Origin of the sequence: Limnohabitans sp. JirII-31 (assembly GCF_002778315.1) — a bacterium.
GTDB lineage: Bacteria > Pseudomonadota > Gammaproteobacteria > Burkholderiales > Burkholderiaceae_C > Limnohabitans.
Genome location: NZ_NESA01000007.1, coordinates 81,299 through 97,394 on the forward strand (window position 1 = coordinate 81,299; position 16,096 = coordinate 97,394).

Annotated in this window: 18 protein-coding genes and 1 other RNA gene; 6 read left to right on the forward strand and 13 right to left on the reverse strand. The window is 47.8% G+C overall.

What is annotated here, in order from left to right:
- The first annotated feature begins 161 nt into the window (after window positions 1–161).
- Both B9Z41_RS10245 and B9Z41_RS10250 read left to right on the forward strand, forming a co-directional pair.
- Complete coding sequence (locus B9Z41_RS10245; RefSeq protein WP_100146975.1) at window positions 162–563, forward strand: DUF6088 family protein; 402 nt, start codon at window positions 162–164, stop codon at window positions 561–563.
- Window positions 560–1,528: a nucleotidyl transferase AbiEii/AbiGii toxin family protein gene (locus tag B9Z41_RS10250; RefSeq protein WP_100146976.1), complete on the forward strand. Its 969-nt coding sequence runs from the start codon at window positions 560–562 to the stop codon at window positions 1,526–1,528. Before B9Z41_RS10245 ends, B9Z41_RS10250 begins: the two co-directional genes overlap by 4 nt.
- A gap of 25 nt (window positions 1,529–1,553) precedes the next feature.
- On the opposite strand, the gene B9Z41_RS16985 is transcribed toward B9Z41_RS10250, so the two are convergent.
- From B9Z41_RS16985 to B9Z41_RS10265, 4 genes are all read right to left on the reverse strand, one after another.
- Window positions 1,554–2,372 (reverse strand): hypothetical protein, encoded by an 819-nt coding sequence (locus B9Z41_RS16985; RefSeq protein ID WP_143474192.1) that lies wholly within the window; start codon window positions 2,370–2,372, stop codon window positions 1,554–1,556.
- Between the two features lie 98 nt (window positions 2,373–2,470).
- A complete protein-coding gene (locus B9Z41_RS10255) occupies window positions 2,471–3,457 on the reverse strand; it encodes a DGQHR domain-containing protein (protein WP_100146977.1) in 987 nt (328 codons plus the stop codon).
- A gap of 58 nt (window positions 3,458–3,515) precedes the next feature.
- Window positions 3,516–4,499 (reverse strand): hypothetical protein, encoded by a 984-nt coding sequence (locus tag B9Z41_RS10260; RefSeq protein WP_143474193.1) that lies wholly within the window; start codon window positions 4,497–4,499, stop codon window positions 3,516–3,518.
- A gap of 10 nt (window positions 4,500–4,509) precedes the next feature.
- Window positions 4,510–5,751, reverse strand: coding sequence for a hypothetical protein (locus tag B9Z41_RS10265; RefSeq protein ID WP_100146979.1), 1,242 nt, complete (start codon window positions 5,749–5,751; stop codon window positions 4,510–4,512).
- 539 nt (window positions 5,752–6,290) lie between these two features.
- On the opposite strand from B9Z41_RS10265, the gene B9Z41_RS10275 reads away from it, so the two are divergent.
- From B9Z41_RS10275 to B9Z41_RS10285, 3 genes are read left to right on the forward strand one after another with little or no spacing between them, the layout of a single operon-like run.
- On the forward strand, window positions 6,291–6,764 hold the full coding sequence (locus B9Z41_RS10275; RefSeq protein ID WP_369823319.1) for a DUF2924 domain-containing protein: 474 nt from the start codon (window positions 6,291–6,293) through the stop codon (window positions 6,762–6,764).
- Window positions 6,761–8,083: a recombinase family protein gene (locus tag B9Z41_RS10280; RefSeq protein WP_100146981.1), complete on the forward strand. Its 1,323-nt coding sequence runs from the start codon at window positions 6,761–6,763 to the stop codon at window positions 8,081–8,083. The genes B9Z41_RS10275 and B9Z41_RS10280 overlap by 4 nt, the downstream gene beginning before the upstream one ends.
- 13 nt (window positions 8,084–8,096) lie before the next feature.
- Window positions 8,097–8,534, forward strand: a complete 438-nt coding sequence (locus tag B9Z41_RS10285) for a hypothetical protein (protein WP_100146982.1) — start codon at window positions 8,097–8,099, stop codon at window positions 8,532–8,534.
- Between the two features lie 21 nt (window positions 8,535–8,555).
- Here the strand turns inward: B9Z41_RS10285 and B9Z41_RS10290 are convergent, their stop codons facing one another.
- Both B9Z41_RS10290 and B9Z41_RS10295 read right to left on the reverse strand, forming a co-directional pair.
- The gene (locus B9Z41_RS10290; RefSeq protein WP_100146983.1) at window positions 8,556–9,821 is read right to left on the reverse strand and encodes a Y-family DNA polymerase; all 1,266 of its coding nucleotides are present in this window, start codon (window positions 9,819–9,821) and stop codon (window positions 8,556–8,558) included.
- A 2-nt stretch (window positions 9,822–9,823) separates the two neighbouring features.
- Window positions 9,824–10,264 carry a LexA family transcriptional regulator gene (locus B9Z41_RS10295; protein WP_233202632.1) on the reverse strand — a complete coding sequence of 147 codons (441 nt, stop codon included), beginning with the start codon at window positions 10,262–10,264 and terminating at the stop codon, window positions 9,824–9,826.
- A 118-nt stretch (window positions 10,265–10,382) separates the two neighbouring features.
- On the opposite strand from B9Z41_RS10295, the gene B9Z41_RS10300 reads away from it, so the two are divergent.
- Window positions 10,383–10,796 (forward strand): PolC-type DNA polymerase III, encoded by a 414-nt coding sequence (locus B9Z41_RS10300; RefSeq protein WP_233202633.1) that lies wholly within the window; start codon window positions 10,383–10,385, stop codon window positions 10,794–10,796.
- A gap of 143 nt (window positions 10,797–10,939) precedes the next feature.
- On the opposite strand, the gene B9Z41_RS10305 is transcribed toward B9Z41_RS10300, so the two are convergent.
- The 7 genes from B9Z41_RS10305 to ubiG form a co-directional block, all read right to left on the reverse strand.
- On the reverse strand, window positions 10,940–11,356 hold the full coding sequence (locus B9Z41_RS10305; RefSeq protein ID WP_100146985.1) for a hypothetical protein: 417 nt from the start codon (window positions 11,354–11,356) through the stop codon (window positions 10,940–10,942).
- 5 nt (window positions 11,357–11,361) lie between these two features.
- A complete protein-coding gene (locus tag B9Z41_RS10310; RefSeq protein WP_100146986.1) occupies window positions 11,362–12,060 on the reverse strand; it encodes a hypothetical protein in 699 nt (232 codons plus the stop codon).
- Between the two features lie 233 nt (window positions 12,061–12,293).
- Window positions 12,294–12,494 carry a hypothetical protein gene (locus B9Z41_RS10315; protein WP_143474194.1) on the reverse strand — a complete coding sequence of 67 codons (201 nt, stop codon included), beginning with the start codon at window positions 12,492–12,494 and terminating at the stop codon, window positions 12,294–12,296.
- The gene (locus B9Z41_RS10320; protein WP_100146988.1) at window positions 12,487–13,461 is read right to left on the reverse strand and encodes a hypothetical protein; all 975 of its coding nucleotides are present in this window, start codon (window positions 13,459–13,461) and stop codon (window positions 12,487–12,489) included. Before B9Z41_RS10320 ends, B9Z41_RS10315 begins: the two co-directional genes overlap by 8 nt.
- A gap of 793 nt (window positions 13,462–14,254) precedes the next feature.
- Window positions 14,255–14,644, reverse strand: a transfer-messenger RNA (tmRNA) gene (ssrA, locus tag B9Z41_RS10330).
- 18 nt (window positions 14,645–14,662) lie between these two features.
- Window positions 14,663–15,322 (reverse strand): HAD-IA family hydrolase, encoded by a 660-nt coding sequence (locus B9Z41_RS10335; RefSeq protein WP_100146990.1) that lies wholly within the window; start codon window positions 15,320–15,322, stop codon window positions 14,663–14,665.
- Entirely contained in the window at window positions 15,322–16,038 is a 717-nt protein-coding gene (gene ubiG, locus B9Z41_RS10340) for a bifunctional 2-polyprenyl-6-hydroxyphenol methylase/3-demethylubiquinol 3-O-methyltransferase UbiG (protein ID WP_100146991.1), read from the reverse strand. The genes B9Z41_RS10335 and ubiG overlap by 1 nt, the downstream gene beginning before the upstream one ends.
- Window positions 16,039–16,096 lie beyond the last annotated feature (58 nt).

The window sequence follows — 16,096 nt, forward strand, 5'->3', positions numbered from 1 at the left end:
GGACTCCCTCGCACCACATGGCTAGGTTTTGTGCCATGTTGCAGACTTAGCCTAAAAAATGTATCATCCAGTCATTGAGCTGTATTTGCTTGATTTATTTAATATAAATCAATCACTTACGACTATTTTTATTTGATGGTCAATGAGCCATAAATGTTTTCATGAATATCACCGACCGCATCAGACGCTCCATTCGGAGCCGTGCCGAACTAGTGTTTCGGCCTGCCGACTTCCTGCCATTTGGCAGCGAAGCATCGGTAAAGCGCGCACTTAAGGAACTCATGGACATTGGCGTGTTGGTACGGCTAGGCGTGGGCATCTATGCCAAGGCCAAACCCAGCGTGATTTCCGGCAAACCCATTCCGATCCAACCCCTTGAAGTACTTGGCCCGCAGGCGTTAACCAAACTCGGGATTCGCCTAAAGGAATCGTTCCAAACTGCTGAGTACAACTCAGGTCGAAGCACTCAGGTACCTACGGGCATCGTTGTCAACATTGGCAAACAACGAGTCAGCCGAAAAATTGGCTTCAACGGCAAGTTCCTAAAGTATGAGCACGCATGAGAACGCTATCAGCTGAGCGTCAGGAGCTCATTGATGCATTGGTTGCCGAAGCAGACATTGGCGGTGTGACCGCAAGTTTGCTTGAAAAAGACGAGCACCTGACTGCCGGATTGCAGGCGGTTTTTAATCTCAATTTTGAATATGCATCGCTAGTCTTTTGCGGTGGCACCAGTTTGTCCAAAGCACATGGACTGATTGAACGCATGTCCGAAGATGCAGACATCAAAATTGTGCTGTCGCAAGACACTACAAATTGGTCACAGAATCAATTAAGACGCTACCTTGGTGATGAAGTTCGAGGACCAGTAATCAAGGCACTGGAAGCTATCGGACTCGTTGAGGATGAAACCTCCCGACGCTCATTAAATAGCAACCGATATATCCATAGCCAATGGATATACCAACGCGCGTATGAAGGCATTGCAGCTCTACGCCCTAACCTGCAACTGGAATTAACAGCACGTGCACCAGTTAGAGCAACTGAAACTGCATCGATAGGAACATTGGCAGACAAACTTGCGGGCCGCGCAGAGGCGATGTTTTCAGTACCAGTCGTCTCAGTCGCAGAAACTTTGGCAGAGAAGGTTCTATCTTTTCTGAGACGATTTGCGCAACACCGCTCTGGACAAATGCAACAAGATTGGGATACGGCGCTAGTACGTCATATCTACGATGTACATTGCATCGCATCAAGAAAATCAGAAGCCCTGGACGATTCCGTTGCTGCCTTTGTTGCCCTAACGGCTGGTGATGTGGACGAGTTTGGTTACCAAGATGCCACTTTCGCAGCTGACCCTAAGGCTATCCTCACAACTGCATTACATCAAGTTGGAAGTGACACGCAATCACATCATGAATATAACGGGGTACTTTTGCCATTGGTCTACGGCGAAGGGAAGTTCTCCTTCGAAGAGTCTTGGGAAAGCTTTAGCGAAATCGCAAAGCGATTAATTGATCAGCTTTAATGCCAATCACAAAAAGAAGTTCGACCTACTTGTCGCCAGCCTGCCTAACCAATTCACCTGCTCGGTGTCCAGCATCTGATATTGCACTAGCTAGTGCCTCGCAAAAAACAGCGACGATGCAGGGGTCTAGTGGCGCAACTAGCCCCTTAGTTCGTTTTAACCATTCAGTGGCTCCTGGTGAATTTCCAACTAGCTTCTTAAACTCTGAAGCTTGCCTCTCACCAGAATTACCAAAATAATCAGGTCGACGATAGTTCCAAGTATTTCTTATACGGCTTGGAGATAATTCCGCATTTTCCAGTAAGTCAATATAGTAATTCGCATCCGTCCACCCTTTCCCGCCTAGAACCTGTCTAAGAACATAAAGCGCATTCTCCCAAGCTGCCTGATGAGGCTTTGTTCCAATTGAACGAAAAATCAACTTACCAGCATGTTCTGAACCTACAAAATTCGTATGCTTCGCTGCAAAGAATGCGGCATGATCAGTCCCCACAGCTTTACAAGCAAGAGAGTAAAGATCGCTATCCTCTAGGCTCATCGGGATACGGTTCATGATCTTGCCTAGCTCAACACATGCAAAGTACGCACAATAATATGTAGAGACTAGCAACCAAGCGGCAGAAGCACCACACGCTTTCAAACGCAAAACGTCTTCATACTGCTTTCTGACACGAGTTACCCCAAGCAGAAAGTCTGAGAGCCGAGCCTGTGAGATAGCAGGACCATTAGGAACAATCATCCCTAAACTGGATTCATAAATTTCAAAAGATGACGCCCCTGTGATTACCACCGATATGCTTGGATCGCAAAGCATCAAATACTTAAGCGAACCATTAAACGTCAAATGGTCAATCTTTATGGCGCCGCTTGACCTAATAAAACCAGCAAGGGTAGTTGTGCATTTATCCGCAAGGACTTGTGAACATCTATTCATTGATTTAGTTAGAAAAGATCATTCGAAAATTTCGATTTTTTATCAACATCTAACTTATCAATTAAATCCTTTTCGAGATTACTAATCGCTTCTTCATTGGTGCCTGTGTGGTACTCAAAATTTACGCGATGCAATGCCTCAAAAATATATTCAAACGACTCTGCCTTAAAGTTCCCTCTAAGCAACAACGCGTTGTCACAAGCCTTTTCAAAGACGCGAAATATAGCAACAAAGAATGCCGCCTGAGTCAACTTAGATGCAAGCTCAGCGTCAAGAAGTACGTTGTACACGCCAGAGAGAAAGTTTTTGATTAAAGCCTTCTTCTGAGAATACTCTAAATCTTTTAGGCGATCGCTTACCAAAATTTTGTTAATGGCAGTTTCAAAAGGGACATGCGACAAATAACCTTGCCCTTTTGTTTCAGCGCTGAGCTTTCCACACAGAGGCGAGTCCGGTTCTGAGTTGAGATCTTTAAATAAGCGAAGACGGATGTCGTCAATCGAGTCTTGGGTTACAAGAAACTTAGTCAGTTCAATGCGAAGAGTTTTAGGAACGCCCTTAGCTGTTGAATTGATATCGATAAAGTATTGAACTTCATCTTCAATAGAAAGTCCCGACAAAATGCATATTGGCAAAACAACGTTGGGACCATCTTTTTGATCTGCCGCAATTTTTGCACCAAAGAGACGATGTTGACCATCAATTACAAGAAGCGAACCTGGTTCATCACTAATGGTGAGGATTCCATTCTGTGAATTAAAGGTCGAAGGGAATTCAGCCTTTGTGCTCAAAACTATCGCCCCGGGGATTACACGGTCTTCAAGATATTTAGCAATTCGACGAGCTCGAGGAGCGTCTAATTGCCTCTGAAACCCCTCCTCTGGATTCGTACTGACTCGCTCAACTCTGCATAAAGGAAAAAGAGCTTTAGCATCTAATGCAGAAAGATAAAACCCAGTCTGGGCACGACTCAAGTCAAAGGCTTTTAGCTCCATAACCTATCCAATCATTAAGAAGTTTTCGATAGTGTATTTGATATGAATTTGCAATACGTTAAAGATTGTGACGCGCCGAGATTGCGGTCCTGCTGACGCTAGAAGCAAATGAGTACAGTCCTAATCTTCGATTCCTAACGACTAGTTTTTTGTAGACAAACAAAGGCCCCTCGTATAAAAGATTTCCCTTGTTCGAAGCCTTAACTTTGAAGACATCAATGAGCTTTTCACTAGACAGATGAGCCTTGCTCATGATCGTCTCAGCTGACTGCGGTTGCCCTTGGTACCGCCAGAGAACTCCAAAGATTGCCGCCTGCGCTGCAGTCAATCGAATAGGCTCACTCGACCAATCTGGCAAGTGAACCCATTCAAAGGTCTCTGAGAACGGTCCATGCACCGCAGTTGATTTGGACTCAACCACAAGAACGAGTTCATCGCTCCCCTCCTCCACAAGCCGAAGCCCATTGCCATGAATTGCAAAGCGATCTTCAAGATGCCACCAGGTTGCAGTGCCAGAGAGTGGGTCCGCTGAGGTACGACCTAGTGGTTTTGGCGTAATCACCCAACTGTCTGGGCGAGGTGCTTTACCGTGAAACAAATGCAACGCATTGGCCACAACGAGCTCAATTCGTTGAGCCAATAAAACTGCACGTTTCTTGTAGACGCCTATCTGCCACACCCCCTCGTGAATTTTCTCGACTGCAATGTGCGCCGGGATGTTCAATGCAGCTCTGAGCTTTCTGATCATCCATTCGGTATCGATCGCCCAATTACGTTGCTCAGTCAGGTCCACCTTGTATGGACCGCATTCTGGACACTGCACATGCATCTCGCCATCGACTCGAAAGACAGGACCTCGGTGCAAGCCACAAAACGAGCAACTTGCGTAACGTGAATCAAATGGCCCCGGCACCACGGCCTTGAGTTCACTCAGAATTTTCAGTCCATTGACTTGCGTTTTAGGAATAGAACGCTCGTAGGAATAACCACCACGGGTAAGGAGTAACGAAGCCAAAGCCATCGCTTTTTTATTCGCAGGCATATGAGCTCCTTTACTCGAAAAGGCTCATTGGTTGACTACTCCCTGTTGTCCTCGCTTCATGGAAGTTCAGCGCCTGCTTGGGCTCAAGAATTTCGAGATGAACAAGGTAGCTCTCGAGTTGAGCGCGCAACTTCTCATCGAACTTGTGTAAGTTCAAACGACCCTTGCTCGTCACCTCTACGCTCACAAGTGGGCAGCGCGACTTTCCATGTGCGGGAGCCATAAACAGATTCAGGGTTGCAGCGTGAATCTCCCAACCACGGCTGAGTGGGTTTTCATTCTGGAAGTACGCCCCAATCAAATCCGTGACACATTGACGATCTGTGGAGCCACTGGCTGTGCATTCAATTTTCAGCCGCTCACAAGGGCTCAACAAGTGCAAGCTCTTGACTTGCAGCCCCACAAAGCCATCCTCGAATGCCTGTGGAATTTGCATCCCGAGGCGCAGCTTTGATAAATCGAGAACCGGACGTTGAATCCGCTGCGCCTCTGCACTGACACCCAACATGTGCGTGGCAAACGCCTCACACAGCATGGCGTGATATTTCGCTCCACCCCTGATGATGGTTCTTGCAACGCCTGTAATCTGCGAATACTCCAACACCATGTGAATGTTTGGGCTACCGACGCGCCGTTGCAACTGTGTGCCCTCGAATTCCAAACGCGCAGTAGCGAGGTCTTTGGCGTGAATCGTGATCAGCTGCGTTCCTTGGGAACGGTCCAGCACATTGACCACGCACACTTCGCCACAACCCAGCTCACGTTGGTAGAAAACTTTGATCGCATCGCAAAAGTTCGTAATCGAACCCTCATCACGATTGACCTCTCGACGTAGTCCTAAGTCATGTTGTTGAGCTTGCTGGCTGTGTTGGTCTAGATACTCAATCTCAGCAGCGGCCTCAAACAACGAGGGGTGATTGACGTATAGCCAAAAGGATCGATGCAAGTCGTTCTTGCAACCAATGAGTCCTACGAGCTCATTGGGTTTGTCATGGGTTGCTTGAAACATCGCCTGCTTACCAAGTGGGTGTGCAAGTGTGGAACTTGCATGGAGTCCCGCGATGATGCGATCACGCTTGATCGTGTTTTGGTAGCTCTGGATGAGCTTGACCAATGTGCGCGATGTGTAGGTGTTGTCTTGCCATGTCCACCTCGCTGGCAGGGGAAGTTCATGACGAACCATGAATGTTTTAAGCGTCTCGTCGACGGGCAGACACAGCAAGATGTCTGCGTAAGTCTGTGGCTTACTCACGTTGTCTCCTTCTTGTTTTTATTGGGGAAATTGACACCTCTTGGCACCCTTGAGAGGTATGCCAATTCATATCAAATTTTTAACCAATGCTGGATAAATATACAGTATCTGAAAAATCTGTCAAAAGCACCAATACAAACCCCTAAAACAGGGCCTCGCTCATAGAAAAGCCAATGTTTACGGGCCCTTCAAGGCCCAATGTCGCCACTATCCCCACCACTTGGAGTTACTCGTTAAGGGGGTCAGACCTACGATTTCAAGCCAGTTTTAGCAAAACCCAACCTAGCCATGAAATCACCACAACTTCCCGCCCCAGTCATCGTTTATCGCCCCCGCTCAAACGGTCAGCCGCAAAAGTGCAAACACCTCACCTTGGACAAGGTAACGGAGCTCATTGCACACGCTGCGGTCATGACCAAAGATGATCTTGAGCAAGCCTCGAAGAGTCAGATTTATGCGACTGAAAGAGATGAGTTTGTGGACTTATCTGCCCACCAGAGCGTCAATACGAACCCCTCAACAAATACAGGAGTTCGCTCGTGATTGACGACATCGCAACAGAAGATGCATTGCCATTGACCAATATGGTGGGCAATCAACTGCATTCGTTTTCCACCTTGGCAATGCCAGAGTTTTGGGAGCTTTGGGACAAGCACTTCAAAGATCGCCCTAAACGCCCCAATCGCAAACAACTGGAATCACGCTTGTCCTATCGGCTTCAAGAAATCGCATATGGCGGCCTAGACCCAAAGACCCGCAACTTGCTCGCAGACATCGGAGAGCGACTCTCCAAGATCAAAACCAGTAAACGCCTCAACACCACCCTACTGCCGGGAACCGTTTTGATTCGTGAGTTTGACGGCATCGACTACCGCGTCACCGTCGCAATTGATGGTCGATTTGAGTTCGAAGGACACAAATACAAATCGCTATCCGCGATCGCAAAACAAATCACAGGAACTCAATGGTCAGGTCCTCTTTTCTTCGGCTTAAAACAAGGTAACTCCAAATGAACACCATCGCACCAAAACGCTGCGCCGTCTATTGCCGCGTCTCCTCCGACGAACGACTGGACCAATCATTTAACTCCATCGATGCCCAGCGCGAGGCAGGTATTGCCTATGTGGCCAGCCAAAAAACAGAAGGCTGGGAGCTGGTGCCAGATTTTTATGAAGACCCGGGGTTTTCTGGCGGCAACATGGAGCGCCCCGGTTTAAAGCGCCTGCTCAAAGACATTCAGGCCGGAAAGATTGACATCGTGGTGGTCTACAAGATTGACCGCCTCTCACGCTCGTTGGCTGACTTTGCCAAGATGGTGGAGGTGTTTGACAACCACATGGTGAGTTTTAGCTCGGTGACCCAGCAGATCAATTCGGCCACCTCCATGGGACGCCTGATGCTCAACGTCTTGTTGTCATTTGCACAGTTTGAACGGGAAGTGACTGGTGAGCGCATTCGCGACAAGATTGCTGCTTCCAAGCGCAAAGGCATGTGGATGGGTGGATCCGTCCCTCTTGGGTACCGTGTTGAGAACCGAGCTCTGCACATTAACCCCGAAGAGGCCGAGCTGGTGCAGCGCATCTTTGAGCAATTCATTGCTGAGCAATCCACCACCAAGATTGTCAAAGAGCTCAATGAACAGGGTATTCAAACCAAGCGTAAAAAAGCTTTTTGCAAGCAAAGCATTTACAAGATCCTGCACAACCGAAACTACATCGGCGAGATCTCTCACAAAGGAGAAAGCTTCCCCGCTCAGCACGAGAGATTAATTGACCAAATCACTTGGGAGCGAACACATGCCATCTTGTCGCAGGACAATCGCCAACGTTGCAAGAACGTGTGGGAGAAGAAAAACCGCAACGACTTCCTACTCAGAGGCATTGCGTACACACAAGATGGTGACTTGTTGATACCGATGGCGACCAAAAAGCCAAACGGTAAGCTTTACCGTTACTACGTCATCAACAAGAAAATCCACAACGGCGCTGAGGCTGCACAGTCGTGGAACTACCAAGCTGCGATGCTTGAAGATGTGGTGTCAGAAAAACTTCTGGAATACCTACGCAGCGAACTCATGGTGGACAAGTACTGGTCTGAAATTCAAAAAATCAACCCGAGCATCGATGAACCTCAGGCCGTGGTCTTGATCCTTAGACATACGGCAAGCATCTGGGATCAGTTTTTCACAAAGATGAAAACGGAGATCATCCATGCGCTGATCAAACGGGTGGTGATAAAACCAGACGGAATTGAAGTTCAGATGCGATTCGAGGGGCTGGGGGCGGTTGTAAAAGCAATGCAATCACAAGTCCCGCAGCTCGAAGTTGCCTGAAGGATAGTCATCGATGCAAGAAACCAAATCTTCAGTCGATGTGTTCGGCATAGACAGGCATTCATCTCTTAAATTTAAGCAACGTGGAGGCAGGAAAGTGGTCATTCCTGCAGCTGATTCTTCACTTGAGGAGCAACAGACTAAGAAAACTTCGATCAACTCACCCCTCATCAATGCAGTTGCCCAAGCTTTTTACTGGGCAAAACTAATTGATATGGGCATTGCAGCCAACGGATCGGATATTGCAAAGCGAGAAGGACTAGAGGCAAGTACCGTAAATGAGAGGCTTAGACTATCACTGCTGTCTCCCCATATCATCGAAGGCATCCTCAACGGCGCTCAACCAGCAGGTTTGACTATGCAATGGTTAACTAGGAATAGTTTTCCTGCTAATTGGAGCAAGCAAGAGAAATTGTTTCAATGCATTCAAACTGCCTTAGCGACTGAATAAAGGTTGCTGATACTGAAAATTTTAGACGGCAGGCACCTGCGCCCAGTCTGAGGTGTAGTCTGGCGATTTGCGCTCTTGTCGCATGCCCCACTTCTCTCGCAAGTCGCCTCCACTCAACTTAATTGTTCCTCGACCAAAGCGAGAATTAAGGCCATCTATGGCCATCATCAACTTAGTGTCACTTGCCATGACAGGTTCGAGCCAGTCACCCTGAACCATAGTCACGGGCGAGATATCGCCCAACATGATTCCCGCCTTTTTGTACTTGTAGCCATCACGCCAAAGCAGCTCAGCCACATGGTGCACCCAGCGGTTAATAACTAGGCAGTCGTTCGTTGGTTGCGGCAAAGGTACCGTCATACTGGGGTTGTATTGGGGCTGTTCGGGCCTGAAACGGTTGGTGAGAAAGTTGACCTGCACCAAGGCTGCATGCCCATTCTGTGCCCTTAGTTTCTCGGTGGCGGTGGTTACAAATACGCTAAGCGCATCTTGAATGACAACCAACTCTGTTACAGGCTTACCGAACGATCGACTGCTGATAATTTGCTGCTTGTCGGGGGCGTGCTCTTGTAGGTCGATGCACGAGATGCCCAGCAACTCACGCTGCGTTTTCTCCATCACCACACCAAACTCTGAGCGCAAGGTTGGTGCGTGGGCTTGACGCAAGTCTTGAGCAGTCTGGATGGCATGAGCTGCCAGTCGTTTGGTGAGTTTTCTGCCAACGCCCCAGACTTCATCTACCGTGATTTGGCTCAGCAGTTTGGTTTGTTGCGCCTCGTTCAAGTCGTTAAAGTTGAACACGCCCTTTGAGCGGGGATGCTTCTTGGCCACATGATTGGCAAGCTTGGCGAGAGTCTTGGTTGGTCCAACGCCAACACATACGGGAATATTCGTCCACTTCACTACTCGATCACGCATGGAATAAGTCACATCCCTGAGCTTTGGCATCCCGGTGAGATCAAGGAAGCATTCGTCAATCGAATACACCTCTCTGAGTGGTGAATACTCACCCAAGATGTTCATCACCCTGTTGGACAAGTCAGCATACAAAGCGTAGTTGCTGCTCATGGCCACGATGCCATGTTCTTCTGCCAATGCTTTGCATTCGAACCACGGCTGGCCCATCTTGATACCTAAGGCCTTGGCCTCATTGGAGCGTGACACCACACAGCCGTCGTTATTCGATAGAACGACCACAGGAACTTTGGCAAGGTCTGGTCGAAAAAGCCTCTCGCATGAAACATAAAAGTTGTTGCAATCGACTAAGGCAATCTGCTTCACAGGCATGGTCAAAGCAACTTATGCAGGTTGAAAGTCACAACGCCCCAAACCGTGAAGTCATCGGCTTCTTTGATAACGGTGGTTGGATAAATAGGGTTTTCTGCAACCAGCTTTACAACGCCGCCACGCTTATACAAACGCTTGACCGTAAATTCACTGTTGAGGACCGCCAGAACGATGCTGTTGTGTTTGGGCTCAATACTGCGGTCAATCAGTAGCCTGTCGCCTTCGTAGATCCCAATGCCAGTCATGCTGTCACCAGCTACGCGAAACACATGGGTGGCATCCCCGTTGTAGATCAGATGTTTGTTCAGATCAATTCGCTTGCGCGTGTGGTCTGCCGCTGGGCTAGCAAAACCTGCAGCCACACTCCAGCCGCACACCTCCAACATCACCTTCTCGTCGGAGATCAATACAGGTATCGGGGCCGAAATTACTTCTTCATACATGCGGATAAATATACTGTATATTTATCCAGCATAAAAGTAATCAAACGTTTTAACTAGCTCGCAATAAAACGATGACAAGTTCAGTTGAAAGAGGATTCACTCAGCGCGGATACCTGTTTTGGCGTTTGTAGACATCGAGACAACTGGGTCAAACTTTGAGCGTGATCGGATAACCGAAATTGGCATCAAAACTCTGACGAATACAGAAGTCATTGAGTGGGAAAGCCTGATTGATCCCGAAACTTTCATTCCTCAAAACATCCAAAGGCTGACAGGTATTACGCCCGACATGGTGTCTGGCCAACCTACTTTTGAAGAGCTTGCACTGCAATTTAAGGAAGAGCTGGAAGACAAAATTTTTGTAGCCCACAACGCGAGGTTCGACTCCGGCTTTATCGCTTCTTCCCTAATGATGGAAGGCCACCACCCACAACCGATACCCATGTTGATAGATTTTTATCTAGGGCAGGTGATGCCGTTATCTTCTTTTCGTTATGTATCAACTCTTTGTGACTTAGTAGCATTCCTTTAGGAATGAATTCACCGCAAAGAACACAGTAAGTTCCTTTTTTGGTTTTTCCTCTTTCTGACTTTATCAAGTCACCGTAACTTTTCCAGTTACGTCGTTGTTGTTTACTTGGCATACATCCTTTCCTTTGATGTTAAAAATCAAGGTCAGTCTTCACCTGATGAAGGCTTCTTTCTCATTGATTCAAGGAAAGCAAGTCGCCCTTCGATGGCCGCAGGATTCACCTTCAGAGGTGGCACCTCGAATTCTTCGCCAGCGAATTCACCCTCAATGGATACCAAGAATTCATGCATTTCATTGATTGCACGGTCAATTCTTCTGCGTTCTTGTTCCAAGAAGCTAACGCACTCAAGCAACTTTGTATGAAGCTCTGGTGCTGCCGCTAGAAGTTTTGCTGTTGCGGCTTCTTTTTGACGTGTGACCTCTTTGGGCTTTGTCACCGGAGTGGGTTGTTGCATAACTCTTGCAAGCCTGCCTCCATCACTATCGATGATGGTATGGCTATACAAGATGTCACTTCTATCCTCGGCACTTCTCCAAGGGGTGTTGCGGATATATTTCATAGTTTCTAAGTCTTATCTTTCGCTTCATCAAACGCAATTTCTAGTGCTGTTTTGACTCGCACTTTTTGCTTGGATTCTTGCTCACGCTCTTCTCTTTTTTGTGCTCGTTCGTTTCTTTTCTGGGATGCGACCAGCGACTTCTGGCTTGGTTTTTTTTCTTTTGATGGTTTTTGAATTTGCTGTGGTTTCTTTTTTACTCGAACAGGGATATCTCGATTAGTAACATGCAATATAGCTCGCTCTGCCGTTTCAGGCGCTATGTGTTGCATCACTCGCTTCACTATTGGCTTTGGCTTTTCATCTTTCTGGACACTTTGTTGGTTGAGAGAGATTTCATAAGCTTCCGCCTCTTCGATAGTTGTGAATGCGAACAATCGAATTTCAGTTGGTTTGGATTCCCGAACATTCAAGGTCGAAATTTCATAATTCAATTGGTCTTTTATGCGCCTTATAAGTATCGGACTCCTTGAGTCAACTAGTTGTCTGGAAAACTTTGCGTATAGATGCTTCCTGTTTTCGGTGTCAAACAAAGAAAAATCTAAATAGTCAGACAATCTATCTGACACTTGAATTTCAAAGCAATAAACTGGCATCCAACCATCTTCAATTTGGATTGGTTGCGGTTTGGGTTGGGAAAAAAATGACACACCAACCTTCCGTCCAGTCACCTTGGTATGCGATGCCCCGTAGGCGTAAGTATCCATACATGGATGCTTCGGCCATGGCGGACCCATTTGGTCAAAGTAGACCTTTCCACCATATGGAGACTCGTAATAAAACACCTTTGCTCGGCAACGTGGACAGTTTGCATTGGGACTGGTGAAGCTTTCTGACTTTTGCCAATAGTGACTTCCAGATGTAAGTCCCAATCCGTGAAAAACACCACCCCAACCGCAGTTGCAGTTTGGTGGATGGTTCCATGCGTTACAGGACATTACTACTCAGCCAGCGTCAATCTGAAGAAAACTCCCAAAGCTTTGAGAGTTTCATCCTTGGTGAGTCCTTTGCCAGTTTCGGCATCAAATGAGTTTGCAATTAACTCAATCAATGAGTCACGCATTTCCTCCACATCAGAGAACAGAACGTATGCACCGCTTGGAGTCTGCTCAACTGGACCGTGAGCATTAAATCTATTCATCATCCTCTCCATTCACCCATCCAATGCCATCTGAGAAACAACTCTCTTCGAACGAACGAGCGTCGTAATAGTTCCCCTTGGGCATTTCTCCCAGTCCGATCATTGGTCCATCTCCGTGTCTACGAAAGCTATTTCGCACCAGACCCTTCATTGCATTCTCAAGAGAGTTGAACTCTAAAGAGTCAACTACCGCATACCTATTTCTAAGTTGAAGGCTGGTGTATTGCTTCGACCTCAACATTGTTGTGCCACAGTCGTAGAAGAAATATACGGTTACGTTTCCATCATGGTGCGGCTCAAGGATTGCCCATTCGTGCTGAAGCATTCCATGAATCTTTATCCATACGTCAGTTGACTTGATGTGAAACAGCGGAGGACCACTTGGGTCAAACGGCAAGGCTGTTGAGCCTTTCGCCTCTCTGCGATAACTCCAAGCATCAGCTAGCTCCCCATCGTCTTCAGGGATTCGCTTCACGTAAGAGTCTTCACGCAAAGCCAGTGAGTAGATTAACTCTGCTTGTTTCGCATATTCGTAACCAAAATCAAACTCTAAAACTGCCATTGCTTCTTTGAATTTACCAAGACAACGAAGCAACTCAGCTTTAATCAGAACGCCTCTTTCATTGCGTGCAATCGTCAATCCAAGTAATGCTGATATGTTCTCCAACTCTCTTGGGCTGTATGGCTTTAATTCATCATTCCGTCTGTCATCGTTAAGTAGTTGAAATAGTGTGAATCGCAAATACGCTTCTTTCTCATCTCCCAACTGACCGGACTCCAGCACTTCCCAATATTGGTCAGCGTTTAGTTCTTGATAATGCGGCAACTCTGCAGATTTGGATGACTCTTCATTGAAAGTGCTCCCATCTAGTTGGGCGATTTCTTCCAGTTCAAACAGCCAGACAAAAGAATTGCAATGTGGACACGAAGCAGCAGCAGGCACATTCGGAAACATGGGGGCTTCCATCTTTCCATCAGTCCAAAACTTTGCCCTGCGAGTATTGCCACTGGCAATAGTGCGTTGCTGGAAGTGCCCACTACAAGAGGTGCATTTCTTAATTAAAGTCGGACCTGGAGTCATTGAATCTTCCTGTTTTGCTATGTATTAAACCTTAACATTCAACCAAAATTTATGCGAACATTGTTCGTAAACAGGAATAAAGATGATTGCATCACCGACACCGCAAAAGGTCAAAACAGTCAGGACATCCTTGGGTTACACCCAGAAAGAAGCCGCCGAAATGGTTCACGTCACCCTGAGAGCTTGGCAACTCTGGGAAGCTGGTCAAAGGCGGATGCCATCGGGTCTATGGGAGTTGTGCGTTATCAAGGCTGGACTACATCCGCTATACAAGGCAAATAGATAGTTTCTATTCTGAATAAGATTATCAACTTCTGATACCTACTACTGCTTTGCTAGCTCTGGGGACGGAGGGATAAACCGACTCCCACAAGCGGACTAGCGCAGCTCAGCGCTAACTGAAAGGTATTTGCTTTGGATGCTTCTTTCAACGTATCCAGTCAACCATGCTCATGCAAAGTTAAGGTTAAACGACCTCCCGCAAACCCGCATGAAGCCTAGGCTTCCCTTATGGACACGTCCTTAAGAAAACAGAGAAAAGAGAGAGAAAAAGGCAAAAAAACTCCACTTATTGAAGAAGTGAAATTGCCGCGTCCTTAAGGTCACCCGTCGGAAGCCCGCAAATACAGGGCTTTGGAGCAAAGAAAAAGGGCTCGGAGATTTTCCGAGCCCTTGTGTATGGTGGAGCTGGCGGGATTTGAACCCGCGTCCATAAGTCTTTTTCGTACAGTTCTACATGTGTAGTCGTCTGATTTGAGTCTCATCAAATACATCGCGCAGCGACACGCTATGTACCCAACCAGCATCCTTAGATCTCACACAACACCAAGGTGCCCGGTGTCATGCCAGCCAATATGAGTTACCTTGCAGCTAGGACTTGTGAGGTTTTAACGCCCCCTTCACCCTAACCCAGCCTATCGGCCAACTGTTGCAAGGCTCACCGGATTAAGCGGCGAGTGCGAAACGTTCGTCGTTTGCAGTTAGTTTTTTTTCTGCTGTTTAACGAGGTAACAGAACCTCGACATGCCCTGCCACGCGTCCGAACCCATGTCGAAACCAGTGCAGCCCCAAGTTTTCTATTTTAGGCCTATGCAAGCAATTTCAAGAGCTTGACGGGTGAATCTATGTGTAAATCGGCCCCCCAGCTGACAATATTTGTCTTTTCTCCCAAATAACCGTAGCTCGCAGCCACCGTACGCATGCCTGCAGCACGCCCAGCCACGATGTCACGCTCATCGTCCCCCACATACAAACACAACTCAGGAGCCAGACCCAAACGACGCGCGGCTTCAAACATGGGTTCAGGATGCGGCTTGGCATGTGGCGTGGTGTCACCACTGACAATCGTGGATGCCGTCGCGAACAAAGGCATAGCTTGAGTCAAAGGATCGGTGAACCGAGCCATTTTGTTAGTGACCACACCCCACAGCAGGTCGCGCTGGCGCAGTGACTCGATCACTTCTTGCACGCCATCGAAGACGTAGGTGCGCAGGGTCATCGCATGCTCGTAGTTGACAAAGAACTCTTCACGCATGGCATCGTAATCTGCGTGCTCTGGCGTGATGCCAAAAGCAACTTTGAGCATGCCACGGGCTCCAGCTCCGGCCATGGGTCGGTACATCTCCTCCGGCAAAGAGGGTAAGCCTCGGTCGGTGCGCATTTTGTCTGCTGCATCGCCCAAGTCTGGCGCGCTGTCAATCAACGTGCCATCCAAGTCAAACAAAACGGCTCGAATATGGGTCAGCATCAAACAGCTTTCTGAGTAGCCACCAAATAGTTCACGCTGGTGTCAGCACTCAACCAGTAACGGCGGGTCAAAGGGTTGTATTCCATGCCACGGGTGTGATGCCACTCCAAATCAACCTCACGACAGGCATGCGCCAGTTCACTCGGGCGAATGAATTTTGCGTATTCATGTGTACCTCTAGGGAGCATGTTCAACACATATTCGGCCCCTACGATGGCAAACAAAAAAGACTTGGGATTGCGATTGAGCGTTGAGAAAAACACCCAACCACCGGGTTTGACCAATTGTGCGCAAGCACGAACAATGGACGAAGGATCGGGGACGTGCTCTAACATTTCCATGCATGTCACCACATCAAAACTGGCAGGTCGCTCAGCCGCCAAAGCCTCCACGCTCACCTCTCTGTATTGAACGTTAGGCGTTTGCACTTCCAACGCATGTAACTGAGCGACTTTGAGTGACTTGGTGGCTAAATCAATACCCATGACCTGAGCGCCCGAACGTGCCATGGCGTCACTCAAGATACCGCCACCGCAGCCCACATCCAGCACTTGTTGGCCTTTGAGCGGCGCAAGTCCGTTGATCCACTCCAAACGCAAAGGATTGATTTGGTGTAGCGGACGAAATTCACTTTCTGGATCCCACCAACGGTGGGCCAGATCTGAAAACTTGGCCAATTCGGCCGGGTCAACATTGACGTGTGATGAAGTTTGCATGGCTCGATTGTCCTTTATCCAATAAAAAACCCCGCCGAAGCGGGGTTCTCGCAAAGAT